A 23,132-nucleotide genomic window follows, 5' to 3' on the forward strand; every position below is an offset into this window, starting at 1 on the left:
GCGGGCCAGTTAATACATCGGTGCCTGACACACGGGCATCGGCGGCAAGCCCCCTCCCACATTGACCGTGTTCCCACACCAAAAGCCTACAAGTTTTTCTGAAAATACCCGTGACGTCGTTAGTCGTCACCCCCTTCGATGCATTAAAGTAAGCCTCCCAAGCCTGGCGCTCGCGCTCCACCATCAGGCTCATCTTTCCAGGAACCGTCATCGATGGAACATCGTGAAGCGCTGCTTGCGCTGCGAACCTTTCTTTCTACGCAGATTCTCGGCCAGGAAAAACTCATCGATCGCCTGCTGATCGCCCTGCTCGCCGACGGCCATATGCTGGTCGAAGGCGCACCGGGGCTGGCCAAGACCAAGGCGATCAAGGAGCTGGCCGAAGGCATCGAAGCGCAGTTCCATCGTATCCAGTTCACCCCCGACCTGCTGCCCGCCGACATCACCGGCACCGAGATCTATCGCCCGGAAACCGGCAGTTTCGTGTTCCAGCAGGGGCCGATATTCCACAACCTGGTGCTCGCCGACGAAATCAACCGCGCCCCGGCCAAGGTCCAGTCGGCCTTGCTTGAAGCGATGGCCGAGCGCCAGGTCAGCGTGGGCCGTAGCACTTACGAGCTATCGCCGCTGTTTTTGGTGATGGCCACGCAGAACCCCATCGAGCAGGAAGGCACCTACCCTCTGCCCGAAGCCCAGCTCGACCGCTTCCTCATGCACGTCAAGATCGGTTTCCCGGACGCCGCCGTCGAACGGCGCATCCTGCAACAGGCCCGCGGCGAAGCGCTCAATGGCGAAACCAAGCCTGAGCGGCGCGTCAGCCAACAGGCGATCTTTGCCGCCCGCAAGGAAATCCTTGGCCTGTACATGGCCGATGCGGTAGAGGAATACCTGGTGCAACTGGTCATGGCCACACGTACGCCTTCCAAGTTCGACCCGGAAATGGCCGAGTGGATCGCCTATGGCGCCAGCCCCCGAGGCTCCATCGCCCTGGACCGTTGCGCCCGCGCCCACGCCTGGCTGGCCGGTCGCGACTTCGTAAGCCCCGAGGATATCCAGGCGGTGCTGTTCGACGTGCTGCGTCACCGCATCATCCTGTCGTTCGAAGCCGAAGCTGCCGGGATCGACCAGGACCGCGTGGTGCAACGCATTCTTGACGTTGTTGCCGTCGCTTGAAGCCGATGAACGCCAGCGATGGTATACGCGTAACCCTCAGTGAACTGATTGAGATGCGTCACCACGTGCGCGAAGTGCAGCTGTTCTCCACGCCCGGCCAGCGCAGCCCGTTGATCGGCCTGCACCACTCCAAGCTGCGCGGGCGCGGTGTGGACTTCGATCAGGTGCGGGTATACCAGGCGGGCGACGACGTGCGCACCATCGACTGGCGCGTGACAGCGCGTACCCAGGAGCCGCACACCAAATTGTTCCACGAAGAACGCGAACGGCCGATCTTTATCATGGTGGAGCAAAGCTGCCGTCTGTTCTTCGGCTCGGGGCAGATGTTCAAGTCGGTGCTCGCCGCACAAGCGGCCAGCCTGATCGGCTGGGCGGCCCTGGGGCATAACGATCGGGTCGGCGGACTGGTGTTCGGCGACAGCGAGCACTACGAAATCAAGCCTCGACGCAGCAAACAAAGCCTGTTGCAACTGCTTAACCGCCTGGTGCGGGTCAACCAGAGCCTGAACACCGAAAGCCGCCCCGAAGCTGACGCCCTGGGCATGGCCTTGCGCCGTGGCCGTGAAGTGTTGCGACCGGGCAGCCTGGGAATTGTGATCTGCGATGAACGGGCGCTGACTGACAGCGCCGAGCAACAGCTGAGCCTGCTGTCGCGACATTGCGACCTGTTGCTGCTGCCCATTTCCGACCCGCTTGATCACGCCCTGCCCGCCGCCGGGTTACTGCGCTTCGCAGAACGCGGCGCACAGCTGGAACTGGACACCCTGAACATTGATTTGCGCCAGGCCTACAAAGCCCAGGCCGAAGCACGTATCGCCCGCTGGGAACGGCTCGCGCAAAAGCTGCGGGTGCTGTTGATGCCGTTGAGCACACAGAGTGAAATGGTCGAGCAATTGCGCGAGTACCTCAACCCGCAACGCCCGGTTAAAAAACAATGAGCAGCCTGGACCAACTGCAACCGCTGATCGCCCCGCCGGCCATCGGCTTCTGGCCGCCTGCGCCCGGCTGGTGGCTGTTGCTGCTGGTGATCCCGCTGCTCGGCTGGGGCCTGTGGTGGTTGCGCCGCTTCCTGCCAACCCGCCGCCCCGTGGCCCGCGCCGAACAACCGCTGGACCCGCTGCGCATCGCCGCCCTCGCCGAACTGGCCTTGATGCCCAAGCCCTACGACGGCGCGCCCGCAGGTGCCTGGCTGCAACAACTCAACGGCCTGCTCAAGCGCCTGTGCCGTAACGACTACCCGTATAGCCAGAGCCATACCCTCAACGGCCGCAAATGGCTGGCCTTCCTCGACAACCGCTGCCCCGCCGCCGGCCTGACGCGCTGGATGGTACTGGTGGAAGGCGCCTACAAGCCCGAATGCAAACTCGACGACAAAGCTATCGCCGGCCTGACCCAGGCTGTCGACACCTGGATCCGCAAACATGTTTGAGTTCGCCTGGCCGTGGATCTTTACCCTGTTGCCATTGCCCTGGTTGATGCGCCTGATCCTGCCCGTGGCCGACAGCGGCGAGCCCGCATTGAAAGTCAGCTACCTGAGCGACCTCGAAAGCCTGGCCCGCCGTCGCGCCCGCGCCAACCTGCCAGGCTGGCGCCAGCAGGCCCCCTTCGTGGTGCTGTGGCTGCTGCTGTTGACTGCCGCCGCACGCCCGCAATGGCTTGGCGAGCCTTTGCCAATTGCCGCCAGTGGCCGGGACTTGCTGGTGGCGGTCGACGTGTCAGGCTCCATGGATTTCCCCGACATGCACTGGCAGGGTGAGGACGTGAGTCGCCTGGCCCTGGTCAAACACCTGCTCGGGGACTTTCTTGAAGAACGCGAAGGTGACCGCGTGGGCTTGATCCTGTTTGGTACTCAAGCCTACCTGCAGGCACCGCTGACCTTTGATCGGCGCACCGTACGTACCTGGCTGGACGAAGCGCGTATCGGCATTGCCGGCAAGAACACCGCCATCGGCGATGCCATTGGCCTGGCCTTGAAACGCCTGCGCCAACGCCCGGCGCAAAGCCGTGTGCTGATCCTGATCACCGACGGCGCCAATAACGCCGGGCAGATCGACCCGTTGACGGCAGCGCGACTGGCGGCCGAAGAAGGCGTGAAGATTTACCCGATCGGCATTGGCGCCGACCCGGAGCAAACCGGTTCCCTGGGCATTCTCGGCGTAAATCCGAGCCTGGACCTCGACGAGCCGGCGCTCAAGGCGATGGCCGAGGCCACCGGCGGTCAATATTTCCGCGCCCATGACGGCGAGGAACTGCAGCAGATCAAGGAGACCCTCGACACCCTGGAGCCCGTCGAACAACAACCCACCCAAGCGCGACCGGCCCAGGCGTTGTACAGCGGCCCGCTGGCGCTGGCGCTGATCTTGAGCCTGTTGCTGGTGATCCAGGAACGCTGGCCCAACAACGCCTTGCAACGCGGGTTCAACAAGCTGTCGAGCAAAGGGATCTTCCTGCAACAACACCCTGAATGGCGCCAGCGCCTCAAGCGCTTGCGTTTGCGGAGACGTCGATGATCGCCCTGTGGCCGCACTGGTTCCGGCCCTGGTGGCTGTTGCTGCTGCCGCTGCTCGGCTGGTTGCTGTGGCAGTTGTGGCACCGACAAAAGCGCGCCGGCCGCTGGCAGATGATCCTGCCACCGGCCTTCCATGCCGTACTGCTCAGTGGCGGCAACGGCCGCGAGAGCAAATCGCCGTGGGTGCTGCTGGGCATCGCCTGGCTGTTGGCCGTGCTGGCGTTGCTGGGGCCCAGTTGGCAACGGGTTGAACAGCCCAGTCAGAAACCCGCTGACCCGCTGGTGGTACTGCTGGAACTGACCCCGGAAATGCTTGCCACCGACAGCCCGCCCAACCGCCTGGAGCAGGCGCGGCGCAAGCTGTATGACCTGCTGCAAGCACGCACCGATGCGCAAACCGCCATCGTCGTGTATGCCGGCAGCGCCCATACGCTGGTGCCGCTGTCGGACGACCTGGCCACCAGCCGCAATCTGCTGGAGGCCCTGCGCCCTTCGATCATGCCCGAGCCCGGCCATCGCGCCGATCTGGCCGTGGAAAAAGCCCTCGGCCTGCTCAAGCAAGGCGGGCTCGGCCAGGGGCGCCTGCTGCTGATCGGCTCCTCGCTGTCGAAACAGGAGCGCCAGGGCATCCGCCTGCAACTGCAAAGCGCCCAGGCACCGCCCTTGTCGATCCTCGGCATCGGCAGCCGTGAAGGCACACCGGTGACCCAGGAAAGCGGCGAGTTCCTCAAGGACGACCAGGGCGCGATCCTGGTGCCACGCCTCGACAGCCCGACGCTCAAGGCCTTCGCCAGTGAAATGGGTGGCCGCTACCGTGCAGCGCGCCTGGATGACAAGGACCTGCGCCAACTGGGTATGCTCGACAGCGTACAAGCCCTGCGCAACGACGGCCAAGTGCTGCACCTGGACACCTGGGCCGACCAGGGTTACTGGCTGCTGCTGCCGCTGTTACTGCTGGCCGCCTGCGCCGGGCGTCGCGGCTGGCTGTTCTGCCTGCCGTTGCTGTTGCTGGGCGCACCACAACCCAGTTACGCCTTTGGCCTTCAGGACCTGTGGCTGCGCCCCGACCAGCAAGGTCAATACCTGCTCAAGCACAAGCGCCCAGCCGAAGCCGCCGAACACTTTCAAGACCCGCAATGGCAAGGTGTAGCCCTGTACGAAGCCGGCAATTACGCCGAGGCGATCAAACGTTTTGCCCAGGGCAACGACGCTTATTCCCACTACAATCGAGGCAATGCCCTGGCCAAAGCCGGTGAACTCGAAGCCGCTATCGACGCCTACGAGCAAGCCCTGGAAGCCCAGCCCGATCTGCAACCGGCGCTGAAAAACAAGGCCCTGGTTGAAACCCTGATGCAAGAGCAAGCCGAGCCCGAGCCGACCCAGCCTGCAAAAAACGAAGATGACGAAAGCCCCCAACCCGGCCAAACTGCGCAACCGGGGGTCAGCGGGCAAACGGGCCAGAGTGGCGAACAATCGCCCCAGGGCCAGGGCGAAGCCAGCAGCGGTGAAACCCAGGCCGGCGCCACCCCACAGCCAGGCCACAATGAAGTGCCGGGCAGCGAACTGGGCGACGAGCACACTACCACGCCGCCCCTGCGCCCTGTCGACACCCGCCTTGAAGGTGAACGCCGCCAGGCGCTGGAGCAATGGCTGCAAGAGATCCCGGACAATCCCGGTGAGCTGCTGCGGCGCAAATTCTGGTACGAACAGCAACAACATCAGGACACGACTCGATGAGCCGCCGCACCACCCTTTTGCTTCTGCTCGCGTTGTCGGCAGGCCACGCCCAGGCGGCGAACCTGGTTGCCAGCGTTGACCGTAACCGCCTCAACTCCGGGGAAACGGTGGAGCTGACGGTGGAGTCCAGCGATGTAACCCAATTCGGCAAGCCGGACCTGTCGCCCCTGGACGCACAGTTTGAAGTCAGCGGCACCCGCCAGATCAACCAGCTCACCACCCTGGGCGGCGATAACCACGCCACCACCCGCTGGATCATCACCCTGCTGCCCAAGGAAAACGGCAACGTGATCATCCCGCCGTTGCAAGTGGGCGCACTCAAGACCCAGCCGATCACCCTGCAAGTGGTCGAAACAGCCAGCCAGAACACCAGCACCGAGCTGGCCCCAGTATTTATCGAGGTCAACCTCGACCAGACCGCCGTGTACGTCCAGGCCCAAGCGCTGTTGACCGTACGCGTGTACCACTCGGTATCGCTGTATGACGACAGCAGCCTCACGCCCTTGCAGATTCCCGATGCACGTGTCGAACAACTGGGCGAGTCGCGTACCTATGAGAAGGTCATCAACAGCATCCGCCATGGCGTGATCGAGACCCGCTACGCTGTCTACCCGCAGCACAGCGGCACGGTGGTGATTCCGGCGCAGACCTTCAGCGCTACCCTGGTGGAGTCGCGTCCACCCCAGGAAAACACACTGCAGGGCACCAAGCCGGGCAAGATGATCCACGTCAGCTCTGCGGCCCTGCCGTTGACGATCAAACCCAAGCCGGACCTCTACCCCGCCGACGCTCCCTGGCTGCCGGCGCGCAGCCTGACCCTGAGCGAAGGCTGGAACCCTACGCCGGACCACGTGCAGGTCGGCGACTCTCTGACTCGCAGCCTCACCGTGCAGGCCGAGGGCTTATCCAGCGCACAGTTGCCGGCGCTGCCCAGCGCCGACGTCAACGGCCTGCGCCGCTACCCGGACCAACCGGTACTGGGCAACCAGACCAGCGACCGCGGCCTGATCGGCAGCCGTGAAGACCGCGAAGCCCTGGTGCCAACCCGCGCCGGCGAGCTGGAACTGCCGCCGGTGGAAGTGGTGTGGTGGAACACCCACGAAGATCACCTGGAACGCACCAGCCTGCCGGCGCGCACTGTGCAAGTGGCGGTCAATCCCAGCCTGGTGGTGGACGCACCCGCCACGCCGACCATCATCACTGCACCCGACGATGAGCGCCTGTGGCTGTGGCAACTGAGCACGCTGATCCTGGCATGCACCACGTTGCTGGGCTTCGGCCTGTGGTGGCGCGCCCGTCGGCAGCCGGCCGTACAGCGCGCCGCGCAAACCGGCCCGAGCCCGCGCACCCTGCTCGACGACCTCAAGCGCGCCACCCAGGCCAACGATCCGCAAGCCACCCGCCAGGCCCTCGATGCCTGGGCGCGTCAACAGCCGGAAACACTGGCCGACATGGCGGCGCGGTTTGTGCCATTGTCAGATGCCCTGGATGGCTTGAACGGCGCGCTGTACAGCGAAAGCGGCCAGTACTGGCTGGGTGAAGACCTGTGGCGTGCGATCAAGGCCATCCCCGTGGCCGAACGCGAGCAGGACCCGGCGACCGACACCACCAGCTTGCCGCCGTTGTATCCCAAGTAATACCGCAAACTCATGTGGGAGGGGGCTTGCTCCCGATGGCAGAGTTTCAGTTGATACATCTTTAACTGACCCACCGCTATCGGGAGCAAGCCCCCTCCCACAGTTGCGCGGTGTCGCCTGTTCGACATCCATCTGGATGTTAGTGATTACGGCGCGGCACCTTCCATTCACGATGGGGGAATTTGTACAGATAGTTCAGGTTATCCATATCGAACCGGCCATCTTCCTTGCCGGGGCCACCAAAGAAGCTGATGCCGATATCCAGCTTGCGCAGCAGTTCGGGGCGTGACAACAACTCCAGTGCCGTGTGGTGTGCCTCTGGAGAAAATGACCTGTCGCTGGCTATCAGACCGGCCGCTTCTTTCAATTCATTGAAGTTTACGTAGCTGTCTGTCGCCCCGGCGGCGAACTCGCGAAAGTGGTCGCGGACCAGCCCTATCAGTTGCCGGTCGGTCACTCCACCAAAAGGACGCGCGTGAGGGGCGCCGGCTTGGGCCTCAGCGCTTCGCGCTTGCCGATGGCTGGACGAGGGTGAGGTTTTTTCAGGGTTCACCTGCTGAGGCATCACGTGAAAAGGACTAATAGGGGATGCATTTATTGAAACTGTCATGGTGAGTCTCTGATTCCGAAGGTTAATTAAGGCGTCCACGTGAGTGTGTGGTCCTCCCCTGCCCAACCGTTCCCCACGGCTGGCGCCCAACGCGACATGGCCCGCGCAATGGCCTGCCTGCCCCCCCCAACCCCGTCAACACCCATAACCCCTGTGGGAGGGGGCTTGCTCCCGATAGCGGTGGATCAGCCAGTTAATCCATATCTGATTCACCGTCATCGGGGCAAGTCCTCTGCTATATCGGGTCTGGGCCACTTGCAGGCACTGTGTGCGTGTTTACAGGTAAACTCCCCTCCTTTTCATCTTCTCCACGGAGTTCGCCTTGCGTCTGTTTCACACCTCCGACTGGCACCTGGGCCAAAACCTCCACGGCCAGGAACGCGACTTCGAACATGCCTGTTTCCTTGAGTGGCTGCTGGGCCAACTGAAGGCCCAGCGCCCGGATGCGCTGTTGATCGCTGGCGATATCTTCGACACGGTCAACCCGCCGCTCAAGGCCCAGGAGCGCTTGTATGACTTCATCATCAGCGCCCACGAGCAAAACCCGACGCTGACGATTGTGATGATCGCCGGCAACCATGACTCCGGCTCGCGTATCGAGCTGCCCGCGCCATTGATGCGCCGCCTGCGCACTCATGCCCTGGGCCGGGTGTTGTGGCTCGACGATGGCCAGTTGGACGCCGAACGCCTGCTGATCCCCTTGCCGGATGCCAAAGGCAAGATTGCTGCCTGGTGCCTGGCGCTGCCATTCCTGCGCCCGGCGGAAGTTACCGGTGCGCATCTGGGAGACGACTACTTGCGGGGTATCGGCCAGGTGCATGAATGGCTGATCGCCGCCGCCAATGCCAAACGCAAAAAAGGCCAGGCACTGATAGCCATCAGTCATGCGCACATGGCCGGGGGGTCGGTATCGGAAGACTCCGAGCGCAGCCTGATCATCGGCAATGCCGAGGCACTGCCGGCCAGCCTGTTCGACAAAACCGTCGGCTATGTTGCCCTCGGCCATTTGCACAAGCCGCAACAGGTCAATGGCGAAGAGCGCATTCGCTACAGCGGCTCGCCGATTCCGCTGTCGTTTTCCGAGATTGGCTACAAGCATCAGGTGCTCGACGTGACGTTCCAGGGCGAACGGCTGGTGGGCGTCGAACCGCTGCTGATCCCCCGTTCAGTCAACCTGCAACGTCTGGAAGCCGCACCGCTGGCGGACATCCTCAAGCAGCTGCGCGACCTGCCGGACATCGACCTGCTGGCCGAAACCCAACGTCACCCTTGGCTGGAAGTGCGGGTACGCCTCGACGAACCACAGCCAGACCTGCGCCAGCAGATCGAAACCGCCCTGCAAGGCAAGGCCGTACGCCTGGTGCGCATCGCCGCCGAATACGCCGGCCAGCGCGGCAACAGCGAAAGCGACGATGAGCGCTTGATCGAACTCGACCAGCTCACGCCCCAGGAATTGTTCAGCCGTGCCTGGCAGGACAGCTATGGCAGCGAAGTGGATGAACAAACCCTGAAGGATTTCGCCGTGCTGCTCCAGGAAGTGCAACAGGAGGGCGAACAGCCATGAAGATCCTCGCTATCCGCCTGAAAAACCTCGCCTCCCTGGCCGGCCCGTTCGAGATCGACTTCACCGCCGAGCCCCTGGCCAGTGCGGGCCTGTTCGCTATCACCGGGCCGACCGGCGCGGGTAAAAGCACGCTGCTTGACGCATTGTGCCTGGCGTTGTTCGGCGCGGTGCCGCGCCTGGGCGATACCGGCCAGGCCAAGATGCCGGACGCCGACACTGATATCTCCATCGGCGATCCGCGCACGCTGATTCGGCGCGGCACCGGCGGCGGTTATGCCGAAGTGGATTTCGTCGGCGTCAGTGGCCGTCGCTACCGTGCGCGCTGGGAAGCCAACCGCGCCCGCGACAAGGCCAGCGGCAAGTTGCAGAACAGCCGGCAAAGCTTGATCGACCTGGACAGCGAGCAACTGCTGGCCAGCCAGAAAACCGAATACAAGACTCAGCTTGAGCTGGCCCTGGGCCTGAACTTCGAGCAGTTCACCCGTGCGGTGTTGCTGGCGCAAAGCGAGTTCAGCGCCTTCCTCAAGGCCAATGACAATGAGCGCAGCGAACTGCTGGAAAAGCTCACCGACACCGCGCTGTACACCCAACTGGGGCGACGTGCTTTCGACAAGGCCAAGGAGGCCAGGGACGCTCACAAACAGCTGCAAGACCAGGCCACCGGCGTAGTGCCCCTGGCACCTGAAGCTCGTGCCGAACTCGATCAACAGTTGGCCGAGGCCCAGCAACAACTCAAGACCCAGCAGGCCCAGCTCAAGCAGTTGGAGTTGCAGCACACCTGGCTTAAAGAGTTGCGTGAGTGGCAAGAGCGCCAGCTCAGCGCCGTCGAACAACTGCAGCAGGCCCAGCAGCAGTGGGACAGCCAAGGCCCGCAACGCCAGGACCTCAATCGCCTGGAGCAATTGGCACCGCAACGTCATCACTTCCTGCGCCAGGCTGAACTCGGCACCCTGCTGACGCCACTCGCGGCACAGATTCAGCAACAGCTGGAGCAGCAAGTCGCCCTGCATACCCGCCAGGACCAGGCGCAACAACAGCAAGTGGCCGCCCAAGCGGCGCTGGCCGACGCCCTGAAAAACCAGGCCGAGGCGGCTCCCCTGCTGCGCCAGGCCGTTGAAGAACAGAACACCCTCGCCCACTTGACTCGGGAACTGGCCAAGCGCAGCGAAGAAAAACAACAACAGCAAAGCGCCTGCAACGAAGGCCACGCCCTGCTCAAGGGTCTGCAAGACACGCAAACCCAAGTCGCCGAGCGCCTGCACCGCCTGGCTGCCGAGCTTGAGCACAGCGCCGCCCTTGCCCCGCTGAGCGAAGCCTGGAACGCCTACCGCGACCGTCTGCAACAGCTGATGGTGATCGGCAATCGCCTCAACAAGGGCGAGGCCGAACTGCCGCAACTCGAACAGCGTGCCAGCGCCGCCGCCGATCAGTTCACCCAACAGCGCGAAGCCCTCGACCTGCTCTATCAGGAAGCCGGTGCCGAACCCCACGCGGTGGCCGAGCAAATTCAGTTGCTGGCCAGCCTGCTGCAGGATAATCGCAAGCAACAGCGTGCTTTCGAAGACCTGGCCCGCTTGTGGGACAGCCAGCAGCAATTGGATCAACAGACAGGCGCGCTGACACAACAACTCGCCGATGCCGCGCAACGCCGCGAGCGACTGAACCAGAGCGGTTTGCAAACCAAGGCCGAACTCAGCGTGGCCGAGCAAACCCTCACGGTGACCAAGCAACTGCTGGAACGTCAGCGCCTGGCCCGCAGCGCCAGCGTCGAAGAGTTGCGCGCGCAATTGCAGGATGACCAGCCCTGCCCGGTGTGCGGCAGCCACGAGCATCCGTATCACCAGCCCGAAGCCCTGTTGCAGAGCCTGGGTCGCCATGACGAGAACGAAGAAGCCACGGCGCAAAAGGCGGTCGACGACCTCAAGGAAAAACTCAATGAACTGCGCGGTGAAGTCGGTGGACTGATCGCCGAACAGAAGGAGTTCCTGCGCCAACAGGAACAGCTGGCGATACAACAGCAAGGCCTGGCACAGAGCCTGGAGGCCCATCCGATGTACGCCTCGTTGTTCAATCAGGACGCGGCCAAACGCAGCGGCTGGCTGGCTCAGCAACTGGCCCAACTGACCCAGAGCCTCACTCAGGACGAACAACGCCAGGACGCCCTGCTCAACCTGCAACAAAACGCCGGGCGCCTTCAGCAGCAATTGCAAGCCGCCCAGGAGGCCAGCCAACAAGCCCGGCAATTGCTTGTGGACCAGCAACGGGAATTGGCCAAGGACCGCGAACGCCTCGACGCAGAACTCGCCACCTTCGCCACCCTGTTGCCCACCCAAACCCTGGAGGGCTTGCGCAGTGCGCCTGCGGCGACCTTCATGCAGCTCGACCAGCAGGTCAGTCAACGCCTTGAGCAGTTGGGCCATCAGCGCGATGAACTGGCCGAGCAGCAGGAGCGCCAGCAGGCCATCGAGAAACAGCAGACCCACCAGCAACATCGCCAGCAGCAGCTCGACGCGCTCACGCTGCAAGTCACCGAAGTGGCCTCACAGCAACAAGCTGTTCAAGAAAAACTCAGCGCCTTGCTGGGCGACCACGCCAGCGCCGAACACTGGCAGCAGCAACTGGAGCAGGCCGTCGCGCAGTCACGCCAAAGCGAGACCGACGCCAACCACGAGCTGCACACCGTGCACACGGCCCTGGTCCAACTGGCTGCTGACCTTAAGGCCCAGCAGGACCGCCAACACGCGCTGCAAGCGGAACAACAAGCGCTTGAAACACGCATCAATGAATGGCGCACGCTGCACCCCGATCTGGATAACCAGGGCCTGTCACGTTTATTAGCCTTCGATGAGGCTCAGATCGCGCAGCTACGCCAGGACCTGAACAGCAGCGAAAAAACTGTCGAGCAAGCCAAGGTGCTGCTGCAAGAGCGCGAACAGCGCTTGGCCGAACACCAGGCCTTGCACAACGGCAATCTCGACGCCGATCAACTGGACCACACCCTGGCGGCGCTCAATCAGCGGCTGGCCGAAGGCGAGAAGCATTGCGCCGAACTGCGCGCCCGCCAAGCCGAAGATCAACGCCGCCAGGACGCCAACCAGGCCCTGGCCGAACAGATCACCAAGGCCTATGAAGAATGGCAGCGCTGGGCGCGCCTGAATGCGTTGATCGGTTCGGCCACCGGCGACACCTTCCGCAAGATCGCCCAGGCCTACAACCTCGATTTGCTGGTGCACCATGCCAACGTGCAGTTGCGCCAACTGGTGCGCCGCTACCGACTTAAACGCGGCGGCAGTATGCTCGGGTTGTTGGTGATGGACACGGAGATGGGTGACGAATTGCGCTCGGTACACTCACTGTCCGGTGGCGAAACCTTCCTGGTGTCATTGGCACTGGCCTTGGGCCTGGCATCCATGGCCTCAAGCACCTTGAAGATCGAGTCGCTGTTTATCGATGAGGGTTTCGGCAGCCTCGACCCCGAGTCCCTGCAATTGGCCATGGACGCTTTGGATGGTTTGCAGGCTCAGGGCCGCAAAGTGGCGGTGATCTCTCACGTTCAGGAAATGCACGAGCGTATCCCGGTGCAAATCCAGGTCAAGCGCCAGGGCAATGGCCTGAGCACCCTGGAGGTCAAGTGAGCCAGGCGCTGCTGTATTCGTTCCGGCGCTGCCCTTATGCAATGCGGGCGCGATTGGCGCTGCGCTATTCAGGCGTGCCGGTGGACATTATCGAAGTGAGCCTGAAAGCCAAGCCGACCGAGATGCTGGCGCTGTCGCCCAAGGGCACGGTGCCGGTGTTGAGCGTCGAAGGCCGAGTGATCGAAGAAAGCCTGGAGATCATGCAGTGGGCGCTGGCACAGCACGATCCCGAGGATTGGTTGTTGCAGGGTGAGCCTGCGGTATTGGCGCTGATCAGCGAGAACGATCAGGTGTTCAAACATCACTTGAATCGATACAAGTACGCCGAACGCTACCCGGAGCAACCGATGGAACATTATCGGGCCGAGGGCGAGGTGTTTTTGCGCAAGCTGGAGGGTTTGCTGACAGAGCGGGAGTATTTGCTTGCCGATCACCTGAGCCTGGCAGATGCGGCCGTTGTGCCGTTCGTACGGCAGTTTGCCCATGTGGATCGCGAATGGTTTGCGGGGACGCAGTACTACCGGTTGCAGGCGTGGCTTCAGAAATTTCTGGAGTCACCGCTGTTTATTGCGGTGATGGCAAAATCTTAAGTCCAGACTCAATACAATGTGGGAGGGAGCAAGCCCCTCCCACATCAGGCCTCTATTGTCTGAAGCTCAGTGCTGAGTCTTGTGATCCAGCGCTGCATAGAAATTGGCACTCTGTTGCAGGTATTTCTGGGTGTAGGCCGTGACACTGGATTTCTTGTCAGTGACTTCCACGCTGGCGCTGGCAGGCAATGCCACGGTGGCGGAAACAGCGGAAGCGGCGATGATGGAGAAGAGATTCAAGTTCATGGCGGTAACCCTTGTGTTCGTTTGGTTGAGTGGCCGGTGGAGGCCTTGGAACCAAACTTACGCCCGAGGATTGAACCTTAGAAATGCTTTGAAACAGTAGCCGCTATCAACCGAATTAATACAAAGGCTCAGGCCCCGCACTGCGGGGCCTGTGGCTTATTGACGCACCAGGAACTTGAGGTCGCTGGGGGCATCGATCGGCAATTGCTGCACGGTTTTACCCAACAGACCGGTCTTGGGGTCGCGTTCAACCACCACGATTTCATTGCTTTTCTGGTTGGCGATCAGCAGGAACTTGCCGCTCGGGTCGAGGCTGAACTCACGAGGGTGATCACCTTCGACAGAGCGACGCTGGATCTCCTTGAGGTGCGCGGTGGCCGGGTCGATGCTGAACACCAGCAACTGATTGGCCGTACCGCGGTTGCTCACGTAGAGGAACTTGCCGTCGCTTGACGCATGCAGCGCCGCGCCGGCCTTGTCGGACACCGGTTGGCCAGCGGCATAGTCCAGCAGTTGGGTTTGCGTCAGCTTGCCGTCGCTGTAATCGAACACCGCGACCTGAGCGCTCATTTCGGTGGTCAGCCAGGCGTGTTTGCCGTCGGCGCTGAACAGCAAATGACGCGGGCCGCTGCCGGGTGGCAGTTGCACCGAGGCCGGGTTGGCCGGCGTCAGCGGCAATTCGTGATTGGCCTTGGGATCGTACTGGTAGACAAACACTTTGTCCGCGCCCAGGTCCTGCACATATACGTACTTGCCATCCGGTGACGACACCACGGAATGCACGTGATTGGACGCCTGGCGCACAGGATTTACCCGGCTGGCCGGATGCCCGCTCAACTGCACCGGGGCCGACAGCTTGCCCTCGGCGCCTATCGGCAGCACCGCCAGGCTGCCGCCCGGGTCTTCGAGTACCGAATAGTTGGCAACAAACAGGTGACGCCCATCGGCGGCGACGCTGGAATGGGTCGGCTCGTTGCCCAGGCTCTGCACCTGGTTGATCAGGGTGAGCTGATGATTTTGCGGGTCGATGCTGTAACTGCTGACACGACCCACCGGGTCTTTCTGGCCTGGACCGTTCTCGTTGACCACAAACAGGTACTTCTGGTCCTTGGAAACCGTCAACCACGACGGGTTGGCCGTCTTGGCAGCCAGCACCGGCTTGCCGCTGAACTGCCCGGTGCGGCTGTCGAATTGCAGGCGGTAGATACCTTCGCTGGTGCCGGCGGTATAGCTGCCCACCAGCAGCTCATAGGTGTCAGCCGGTGCAGCCTGCACCGACATGGCACCGACACTGCCCGCCATCAGCAAGGGCCAGAATTTACGCATCATCATCGGCTACATCCTCATCGTTATTGTTGCCGGTGAAGGCGCTCATGCAGATCAAGCGGTGCTCGCCCGATTCACCGGTAAGGGTCCAGCTTTGCAGGGTGCCGTCGAACGTGGCCGCCTGCACCTGGGCCAGGCTGAACGCCCAGCGTTTTTCTGCACGGCCGTCCATGGCGGTGATCAGCAACTTCTCGTTATCGAGTTCGAAGTCAAAGGCGTGCAAGCCATCGATTTCAAGCATGTCGCTGGTTTCAAGGGTGTCCGGCAGGGTGGCAGATTCGGCAGTCATCACATCAGTCGTTCAGAGGAAAGACCTCATGATAGGCCAAATTGTTGCATCGGCCTAAACGCTGCGTTCAACCATCGGGGGCGTTCACATGCCGCCATAATTACTCCCCCCTACGTCGGCCTGCGCATTATCAGCTTTTGCCGCTGATACAGCGTTGCCGGAAACAGCTGATTACTCATTGTTCATTTGACGGTTAAGCACCGGTCGTTAATTTTCGCTCGCCTGTTCGCTTTAGGCGTTCAGGGTCAAATCGCTACGCCGAGCAAGATCTCAACGACAAGGAAGCTACACGATGATCCATGGAAACCACCCTCCAAGACTTTCCGACTACTACTTGAGCCCCGTACCGCTCCCCCCCGTTACCCACAAGTCGGGGAAAGTGCTCGAAATACCCCCTGGCAGCCACTCCGAGGCGTCGCTCCAAACGGACCACGATCAATCACTGCGCAGATCCCGGCGCGATACCAGCGTCCATTACGAAACATCGCCGGGGTCGTCATCGCTCAGATCCGGCTTGAGCTTTGTGCCGCTAAGCCCAACGCCGGCCGCTACGGTCTCAACGCCGCAGCCCGCTGCCGACATCACAGCCAATACGGTTGCACACCAGTTCGCTGGCCGGCCCACGTTGCGCTCAGTGGTGTCGAACCTGCTCAGCGACGCCATCAAAAACCTGTATCCCACCCTGGCGTTTGACCCTCGATACACAGCGTTGGCCGAACCCATTTCCAACAATCCCCCCCAGTACTGCTTGACCCCTTTGCTGGACGTAGCACTCAAGCACCTGACCCGCGACGGCGAGCTGGACTTTACCGATAAACACTCACTGGCCTGCACGCTGATTGATCAAGCCACGGGCCATATGCTCAAACCGGGGCCCTTGGCGGGAGCGCTGGTGCCGGGCATCGATATGCAAGCCATCGAATTGATCATCCGCAGCCTGCGAACCACTCTCAAAAGCGGTTTCGAACAAGCGCTGGTTCGCCACTTCAACGGCAACGCCTATAACACCCAGGACATCCCCAACCTTGAGACAAACCGTTGGCTATGGCTGAGCGACACACTCAGGGACACCCTGCGAACCGCCGCATTGAAACAACCCGGGCTCACCGACACGCAACGCGAGACTCTCGATCAGCTCGCCACCTACCCGGATCAAGTGCACCGCCAAGCCGCAAAAGGCAACGCAGCGGCCAAGGTATTTATCCTCGACACCACCGTAAGCCATGGCGCCAGCAATTCAGCTCAACTGAGCCCGGATCTGTTGATCACACGAGAAGTCGACGGCCGTACGCAAGTGCTGCATACAACCCCCGCTGGAGTCGTCACACCGTATGAATCATTGCAAGCATTCGGCGAAGCCTGGGGGAGAAACCTGGAGAAAGTGTTTGTTTTCGACAGCCTGAATTGGAAGCGCCAGGAAATCGATACAAACATTTTTGATACACAAGCGGCGCTCATCCTCAATGCCATGGTGGAAAACGTCGCATCCATTGAGCTCCCAACGTCGGGCACGCCAGATCAACTGGAGCAGGCCTTCTTCCGTGCAAGCGACCCGAGCCCCTGGTTCACCGGAGCCTATGCTGCAAATGCGGCCGAGCTTGGGCGGCTGCGCGATAATTTGCCAGGCTGGCTCAAAAACGCCAGCGAAGCAGATCGTGACACTTACCGGCGTCACTCGTTGGCACTGGCCAGCAGCGTACAACGTAACAACGGCCGGACGTTTCTCGACGGCATTCCCGATATCCGCACCTACGCCCAGCAGCAACTGGACGAGCAATTGTCCGGTAAGGGCTACACGGCAAAGGATGTGGAGGTGGTGTTCAAGGTCGCCGTGGGTAATCTGGGCAGCGGCTACATCGAGCGGGTGAAGATGAGCCTGGTGGATATGGCTCTGAACAATCTCGCCGGCTTGCCCAAGGGCGAGATGGAAGTCCATCTGCGTGGGCAACCGAGCAGCGACCCGCAAATGCCGCAGATGCTCAAGAACCTGATCAGCAGCGTGGATATCGGTCGCCACTACCCACAACTGCTCAATCGCGAACTGCTCAGCGAGACCCAGCAATCCCGGGACCGGGCAGCGCGTTTTGTCGAGCAGGTACCGATCCAGCTCGCCATGCAGGCGCTGGAGCTCAAGCTCAAGGGCGAAGCCGGCATGAGCGCCCAGGGTTACCGCTTTATTGAAGCACTCACCCAGCCCGGTGCGGGCAGCAAACAGGTGGACGGACAGGAGATTACCGTGCGCCCCCTGGCATTTGTGCGCAAACCAGGGGCAACGCCAGACGTTGTCGACAACATGTTCATCATCGAACCAGTGGCCGGCACCAGCGGCCCACATATTCTCTATCGTGCGCAACTGAAGCCCGCGTTGCTGGAGTTTGCAAGCCGCGACGCGCTGCTGGAAGCCATCCGCCAGCCGGGTGCGTTGCAAGACAGCGTGCTGGCCTGGTTGAAGGATGACAAGGTCAGAGCGGTGTATGGCAATGGCGGTTTTCGCACCCCCAATATTGCACGCTTCACCGTATTCAATGAGTTCGACCCACCCACCACGCCCAAGCCCACCACCCTCGCCGTCGACGGCTATGCTGAGGCCACCACGCTACGCCAGGACCAGCTCAACGGTGGTCTGTTCACGCATTGGTTCCGATCCAACGCCAACAGCCTCGTCACCCTGGCGGAAGGCCAATCCACCTCCGACGCTGAAAGCCGCTGGGCCTCGCACAAGGAACTCGGTTGGCTGCTATTCAACACGTTGCTGCCGGTATTGCGCGGGCCGGGGGCTATGGCGGGCTGGTTACTGCAATTGGCCAACAGCGAAGAAGACATCAAGCGGCTCTCCACATCAAACGACCCGGACCCGACGTCGGCAGTGGTCGACCTGCTGATCAACCTGGGCATGACACTGGGCCACGCCTCCAGCGCGGAACCCGGCAAACCGGCGCACACGTTTGAACGCTTTGAGCCAGACTCTAATCCCGACAGTCCCGGGCCTGGGCGCCGTGACACTCAAGAGCCCGTTGTTCACCAAGCTGTCATCCGCCAGGACCCGCTCCCCCCTGTCACCACCAGTTTCGGTGGCGACGGTGCGGCCATCGATATCCGCCTATCCAGCCCGCGCGGACTAACCCCAAGCCTGCTCGCACACATAGAGTCATTCAAAGTTCCTGCGCCTCAGCACCCTGGTTCCCCCATCGCTGAAGGCAGCAAAAAAGGTCTGTATCAGGTCGGTGACAAGGTATACGCCAACATTGAGAACCAATGGTTTCGCACAGCGACTGATTTGGACGGAACCTTCATCATCGATGAACAAAACAAGTCACGTGTAGCCCCCTCAATAAAGAACGATGCGCAAGGCAAGTGGCGCTTTGATGTGGCGCCCAAACTCAAGGGCGGCATGGAGAACGCTGACAGGGCGACGACCAGTTTCAATAAAGCGTTTCAAGCGAAACAGCAAGCAAATGCTGCTTTTCAGCGCCTCTATGCGAAAGTTGGAAAAATTGCAGAAAGCCATACAGCGCTAGTGACCAAAATCGAAGTTGACATCGAGCAGTACAAAAAAGCTCGATTGAAACTCAAGACGCTTCGCAGCCTGGCCGTCACACAACCCGAGCGATTCAATGAGCCTTATCGACAACAGTTGCAGCAGACCGCAGTATTGATGGGCAACCTGAATCAACAACTTCGGGCACTGAAGACGTTGACACAAACACTCGTGGACACCAGCAAAAGTGCCGTTGACGCCATCGCTCCCAAGAAAATTGGTGGCATTGACGACATCACCGAATTCCAGAAAGCGCGCTCCCTGGAGTACCAGTACACCCTGCAAGCCATATCTAAAGTCATTAACCTGCACGAGAGCCTGATGAGTGACACGCGCATCCACGGAGTAAGTGGTGCCTCGATAGGTGATCTGGACCAGACGGCGATGACCGGTTCCCTGGAGGCTTACGGCGAACTGACTGAAGCGGTAAAAAAGATTTATCTCGAAAATGAACAACTACTGGAGTCGACGCAGGTATTCAATTCCGTATTGGAACGTTGGAAAAGCGATTCGCCCTTTGGCAAAAACAAAGCAGAAGAATTCCTCAATCACATGACCGGCAGGCCACTTGCCCAACATATGCTAATAAATAAGTTGAACCGCCTGGCCTATCTCAAGCGACTGACCACGACATGGGCTGGGCTGTCAGAGGGCTCTAAGCATTTACAGATGAGCAGGCTGTTGCATGAAAACCTGAAAACCGAAATTGTCGCTTTCACGGAATTACGTAACTACAGTGGCTATACACTGAACGAACAAAGTGCCACCTTGAGTAGTGTGATTACCAAGTTCAAGCAGGTAATGAACGATAGTCTCCTGATGCAAGAGGAACACCCAGAGTTTTTTCGTGCCGAGTATCAGCAACGTTTCATCGAGGTGCTCAAAGAGCTCATCGCGCAAACGGAAGCCGAGTTGACCGACGTTGTCAAAGAACAGCAGGTTCTTATTCCAGCAGCGCCCGAGCGCAGCGCCCGACGGACCAAACCGCAGAATCAACGCGTGTTCAAAACCGAACATCAGGAGACGCTGATCGGCACCCTACGGGCACCGCAGGCAGGTCAAACCGTCAACATCATTGATGTGGTCGACCCCACTAGCGGCCAACCGATCGCCAGCTACAGCGAACATCCCGGTGAGCGCGGCTGGGTGAAGATAGTGCGGGGGCAGCCCGTACAACCGCCTCACGCATTCCCGCCCAAATCCCTGGCAAGCTACCGCAGCGAGGCTCAGCGGTTGATTGACGGCTTACCAGCCATAGAACAGACGATTCTTTTCCAGAAAAAGAAGCTTGAAGATCCCTCCAGGCGAAACACCGTCAGCCCCCGTGATTGGAACGATATGCTGGAAACCCAGGCCGACCAGCTCAAGAAGATCGCGCAACAAGCAGAAGCCAGCCAGGGCGCCAAGACGGAAACCGCCGAATGGGTTGCACGCTGGCGTGCAGCTGCCGATGAAATGCTTCAAAAGGCACGCCGACACACCGCCGATGGCTATCTGGTACAAACGCCTACCGCAGAAAACGTCGACTATTTATGGCGCCATGGTTTTGTCGACATCAACCTGGTCCGACGAGACATCCCTACAAAAAGTGGCGATGTATTCACTGAGTACGCCGTACGTAAAAAAGGCAAGGTCGACGTATTGTGGTATGCCCACTTCCACTATCCAAAAATGGGCACTCCAAGGGCCGATCACACAGCGGCGCACCTGAAAATTCCGTCCCAGCGCACCAAGACCCAAAAGGACTTGATCGCCGAGGCGGGAAGCAACGGTATCGTGGAGCAAATCATCAAATCCAGAATTACGCCGCCTTTGGATGAAAAACTGTTTCTACAATTGTGAGTCCGATCGACTGATACACGAAAAAAAACCGCACTACGTGCGGTTTTTTTTCAGGGCTCAGTGGGCAAACAATGAATTGCCCTTCTGCCCCGCAAGCTTCTCGGGCTTGATCAGAAACCTTGCCAGTGCCGGCAACAGCCACAGCGCACCAAACATGTTCCACAGCAGCATGAAGGTCAGCATCAAGCCCATGTCGGCCTGGAACTTGATGGCCGAAAAGATCCAGGTACACACACCAATGGCCAGGCACAGACCGGTGAACAGCACAGCTTTACCGGTGGACTTCAATGTCTGGTAGTACGCCTCTTGCAGCGGCAAACCTGCACGCAGGAAACTTTCCAGACGGCTGTAGATGTAGATACCGTAGTCCACGCCAATCCCCACGCCCAGGGCCACCACCGGCAAGGTCGCGACCTTGACGCCAATACCCATGAACGCCATCAGCGCGTTACCCAGCACCGAGGTCAGCACCAGCGGCAGCACAATGCACAAAGTCGCCGCCCAGGACCGGAAGGTGATCATGCACATGGTCGCCACACACAGGTACACCAGGATCAGGATGATCAGTTCCGACTCCTTGATCACCTCGTTGGTGGCCGCTTCGATCCCTGCGTTACCAGCAGCGAGGATGAACTCCAGGCCGTCCTTGTTGTTTTCCTTGGCGAATTCCTGCACAGCGTGCACCGCACGGTCGAGGGTTTCGGCCTTGTGATCGTTGAGGAACACCAGCACCGGCGCCAGGGAACAGTTGTTGTTGTACAGGCCATCGGCACGGGCGATGGAGTTGTTCAGCACATCGGGGTTACGCGACAGGGTTTCCCATTTCAGGTTGCCCTCGTTCATGCCTTTGATCATTTGTTTGGATACGGTCACCAACGAGATCGCCGACTGCACACCCTCGGTGTTCTGCATCTTCCACATCAACTGGTCGATGGGCGCCATGGCTTCATAGCGCGAGCAGCCTTCGGCACGGGTCTTGACCATCACTACCAGCACGTCGGAGCTGGTGGAGTAGTTGCTGATGATGAAGTTGTTATCTTTGTTGTAGCGCGAGTCCGGGCGCAGTTCCGGTGCGCCTTGGTCGAGATCGCCGATCTTCAGGTTCTGGCTGTACCACAGGCCGCCACCAAAGGCGATCAAGGCCAGGAAAATCGAGACCGGCGCAACTTTCGGGCTGGCGAATTTGGACAGCAGGCGCCAGAACGCATGTTCGCGGTTCGCGTCTTTCTTGCTCTTGGCGATGGCGCGTTTGCTTATCCCTACATAGGAAATCGCTACCGGCAATAGGATCAGGTTGGTGAACACGATCACCGCCACGCCGATCGATGCGCCGATGGCCAGTTCACGGATCACGCCGATATCAATGATCAGCAGGGTAATAAAGCCGACCGCATCCGCGAGAATCGCGATCATTCCCGGCAGGAACAGTTGCCGGAAGGTACGGCGCGCAGCCGTCAGGGCGTTGTCGGCCTCACCGGACTGCAGGGCGATGCCGTTGATCTTCTGTACGCCGTGGGAAATACCGATGGCGAAGATCAGGAACGGTACCAGCATCGAGTAGGGATCCAGCCCGAAACCGGCGGCATGCATCAGGCCCAACTGCCATACCACCGCCACCAAAGTGGTGCTCAACACCGCGATGGTGCTGCGCAGGCAGTTGGTGAACCACAGCAACAGGATCAGGGTGATGCCAAAGGCCACGCCAAAGAACAGCACCACCATGATCAGGCCGTCAATCAGGTCTCCGACTTTCTTGGCAAAGCCGACAATGTGGATTTTTACATTAGGGTTTTGCGCCTCGAACTTGTTGCGGATCTTGTCCTCAAGCTCGTGGGAAAACTTCTGGTAGTCCAGGGCCAGTAGCTTGCCCTGGTCCTGCGGGTCCGGGTAGGACTCCAGCAACGGGATATCGACAATGCTCGATTTGAAATCGTTAGCCACCAAACGCCCGACCTGGCCGGACTTGAGCACGTTGTTGCGCAGTTGGTCGAGGCTTTGCGGCGAGCCGTTGTAGCTCTGCGGGATCACTTCACCGCCGGCAAAGCCTTCTTCGGTCACTTCGGTCCAGCGCACGCTGGGGCTCCACAGCGACTTGAGGCCCGAACGATCGACGCCAGAGATGTAGAACACCTCGTCATTGATCTGACGCAGAGTCTCCATATAGTCCTTGGTGAAAATATCCCCATCCTTCGCCTCCACCGAAATGCGCACGGTGTTGCCCAGGTTGGCCAGGTCGCTGCGGTGCTCCATCATCTTTTCGATGAAGGGGTGCTTGAGGGGGATCATCTTTTCAAAGCTGGTAGACGGGCGAATCAACGTCGCCTGCCAGAACAGGAAAATACTCACCAGCAGGCAGATGACGATCACCGCCGGGCGATTGTTAAAAATCAGGCGCTCAAGAAAGGTCGCTTTATCGTTGTGATGACTGCTCATGCG

Annotated in this window: 15 protein-coding genes; 10 read left to right on the forward strand and 5 right to left on the reverse strand. The window is 60.5% G+C overall.

Annotated elements, in window-relative coordinates; translation table 11 throughout:
- Window positions 1–213: 213 nt before the first annotated feature.
- From FW800_RS16975 to FW800_RS17000, 6 genes are read left to right on the forward strand one after another with little or no spacing between them, the layout of a single operon-like run.
- The gene (locus tag FW800_RS16975) at window positions 214–1,173 is read left to right on the forward strand and encodes an AAA family ATPase (protein WP_005787860.1); all 960 of its coding nucleotides are present in this window, start codon (window positions 214–216) and stop codon (window positions 1,171–1,173) included.
- Window positions 1,174–1,178: 5 nt separating this feature from the next.
- Complete coding sequence (locus FW800_RS16980) at window positions 1,179–2,111, forward strand: DUF58 domain-containing protein (protein WP_005787858.1); 933 nt, start codon at window positions 1,179–1,181, stop codon at window positions 2,109–2,111.
- Window positions 2,108–2,602, forward strand: coding sequence for a DUF4381 domain-containing protein (locus FW800_RS16985; RefSeq protein ID WP_017136650.1), 495 nt, complete (start codon window positions 2,108–2,110; stop codon window positions 2,600–2,602). Before FW800_RS16980 ends, FW800_RS16985 begins: the two co-directional genes overlap by 4 nt.
- Window positions 2,595–3,683 (forward strand): vWA domain-containing protein, encoded by a 1,089-nt coding sequence (locus FW800_RS16990; RefSeq protein ID WP_446438058.1) that lies wholly within the window; start codon window positions 2,595–2,597, stop codon window positions 3,681–3,683. Before FW800_RS16985 ends, FW800_RS16990 begins: the two co-directional genes overlap by 8 nt.
- Window positions 3,680–5,419 carry a tetratricopeptide repeat protein gene (locus tag FW800_RS16995; RefSeq protein WP_446438059.1) on the forward strand — a complete coding sequence of 580 codons (1,740 nt, stop codon included), beginning with the start codon at window positions 3,680–3,682 and terminating at the stop codon, window positions 5,417–5,419. The genes FW800_RS16990 and FW800_RS16995 overlap by 4 nt, the downstream gene beginning before the upstream one ends.
- Window positions 5,416–7,056 carry a BatD family protein gene (locus FW800_RS17000; protein ID WP_446438060.1) on the forward strand — a complete coding sequence of 547 codons (1,641 nt, stop codon included), beginning with the start codon at window positions 5,416–5,418 and terminating at the stop codon, window positions 7,054–7,056. The genes FW800_RS16995 and FW800_RS17000 overlap by 4 nt, the downstream gene beginning before the upstream one ends.
- A gap of 139 nt (window positions 7,057–7,195) precedes the next feature.
- On the opposite strand, the gene FW800_RS17005 is transcribed toward FW800_RS17000, so the two are convergent.
- Window positions 7,196–7,666, reverse strand: coding sequence for a hypothetical protein (locus FW800_RS17005; protein ID WP_177327417.1), 471 nt, complete (start codon window positions 7,664–7,666; stop codon window positions 7,196–7,198).
- Between the two features lie 322 nt (window positions 7,667–7,988).
- On the opposite strand from FW800_RS17005, the gene FW800_RS17010 reads away from it, so the two are divergent.
- The 3 genes from FW800_RS17010 to FW800_RS17020 are packed head-to-tail and all read left to right on the forward strand — an operon-like array spanning window position 7,989 to window position 13,455.
- Entirely contained in the window at window positions 7,989–9,230 is a 1,242-nt protein-coding gene (locus tag FW800_RS17010) for an exonuclease SbcCD subunit D C-terminal domain-containing protein (RefSeq protein ID WP_078821214.1), read from the forward strand.
- Window positions 9,227–12,865 (forward strand): AAA family ATPase, encoded by a 3,639-nt coding sequence (locus tag FW800_RS17015; RefSeq protein ID WP_446438061.1) that lies wholly within the window; start codon window positions 9,227–9,229, stop codon window positions 12,863–12,865. The genes FW800_RS17010 and FW800_RS17015 overlap by 4 nt, the downstream gene beginning before the upstream one ends.
- Complete coding sequence (locus tag FW800_RS17020; protein ID WP_446438062.1) at window positions 12,862–13,455, forward strand: glutathione S-transferase; 594 nt, start codon at window positions 12,862–12,864, stop codon at window positions 13,453–13,455. Before FW800_RS17015 ends, FW800_RS17020 begins: the two co-directional genes overlap by 4 nt.
- 66 nt (window positions 13,456–13,521) lie before the next feature.
- Here the strand turns inward: FW800_RS17020 and FW800_RS17025 are convergent, their stop codons facing one another.
- From FW800_RS17025 to FW800_RS17035, 3 genes are all read right to left on the reverse strand, one after another.
- Window positions 13,522–13,701: a hypothetical protein gene (locus FW800_RS17025; protein ID WP_005787847.1), complete on the reverse strand. Its 180-nt coding sequence runs from the start codon at window positions 13,699–13,701 to the stop codon at window positions 13,522–13,524.
- Window positions 13,702–13,857: 156 nt separating this feature from the next.
- The gene (locus FW800_RS17030; protein WP_446438063.1) at window positions 13,858–15,033 is read right to left on the reverse strand and encodes a lactonase family protein; all 1,176 of its coding nucleotides are present in this window, start codon (window positions 15,031–15,033) and stop codon (window positions 13,858–13,860) included.
- The gene (locus FW800_RS17035; RefSeq protein WP_078821210.1) at window positions 15,020–15,316 is read right to left on the reverse strand and encodes a DUF5629 family protein; all 297 of its coding nucleotides are present in this window, start codon (window positions 15,314–15,316) and stop codon (window positions 15,020–15,022) included. The genes FW800_RS17030 and FW800_RS17035 overlap by 14 nt, the downstream gene beginning before the upstream one ends.
- A 292-nt stretch (window positions 15,317–15,608) precedes the next feature.
- Here FW800_RS17035 and FW800_RS17040 point away from each other — a divergent pair, with 292 nt between their 5' ends.
- Entirely contained in the window at window positions 15,609–20,696 is a 5,088-nt protein-coding gene (locus FW800_RS17040; RefSeq protein WP_446438064.1) for a dermonecrotic toxin domain-containing protein, read from the forward strand.
- 57 nt (window positions 20,697–20,753) lie between these two features.
- Here FW800_RS17040 and FW800_RS17045 read toward each other — a convergent pair whose 3' ends face one another.
- Complete coding sequence (locus FW800_RS17045) at window positions 20,754–23,129, reverse strand: efflux RND transporter permease subunit (protein WP_446438065.1); 2,376 nt, start codon at window positions 23,127–23,129, stop codon at window positions 20,754–20,756.
- Window positions 23,130–23,132: the final 3 nt, after the last annotated feature.

Source organism: Pseudomonas sp. 910_23, from assembly GCF_052850795.1.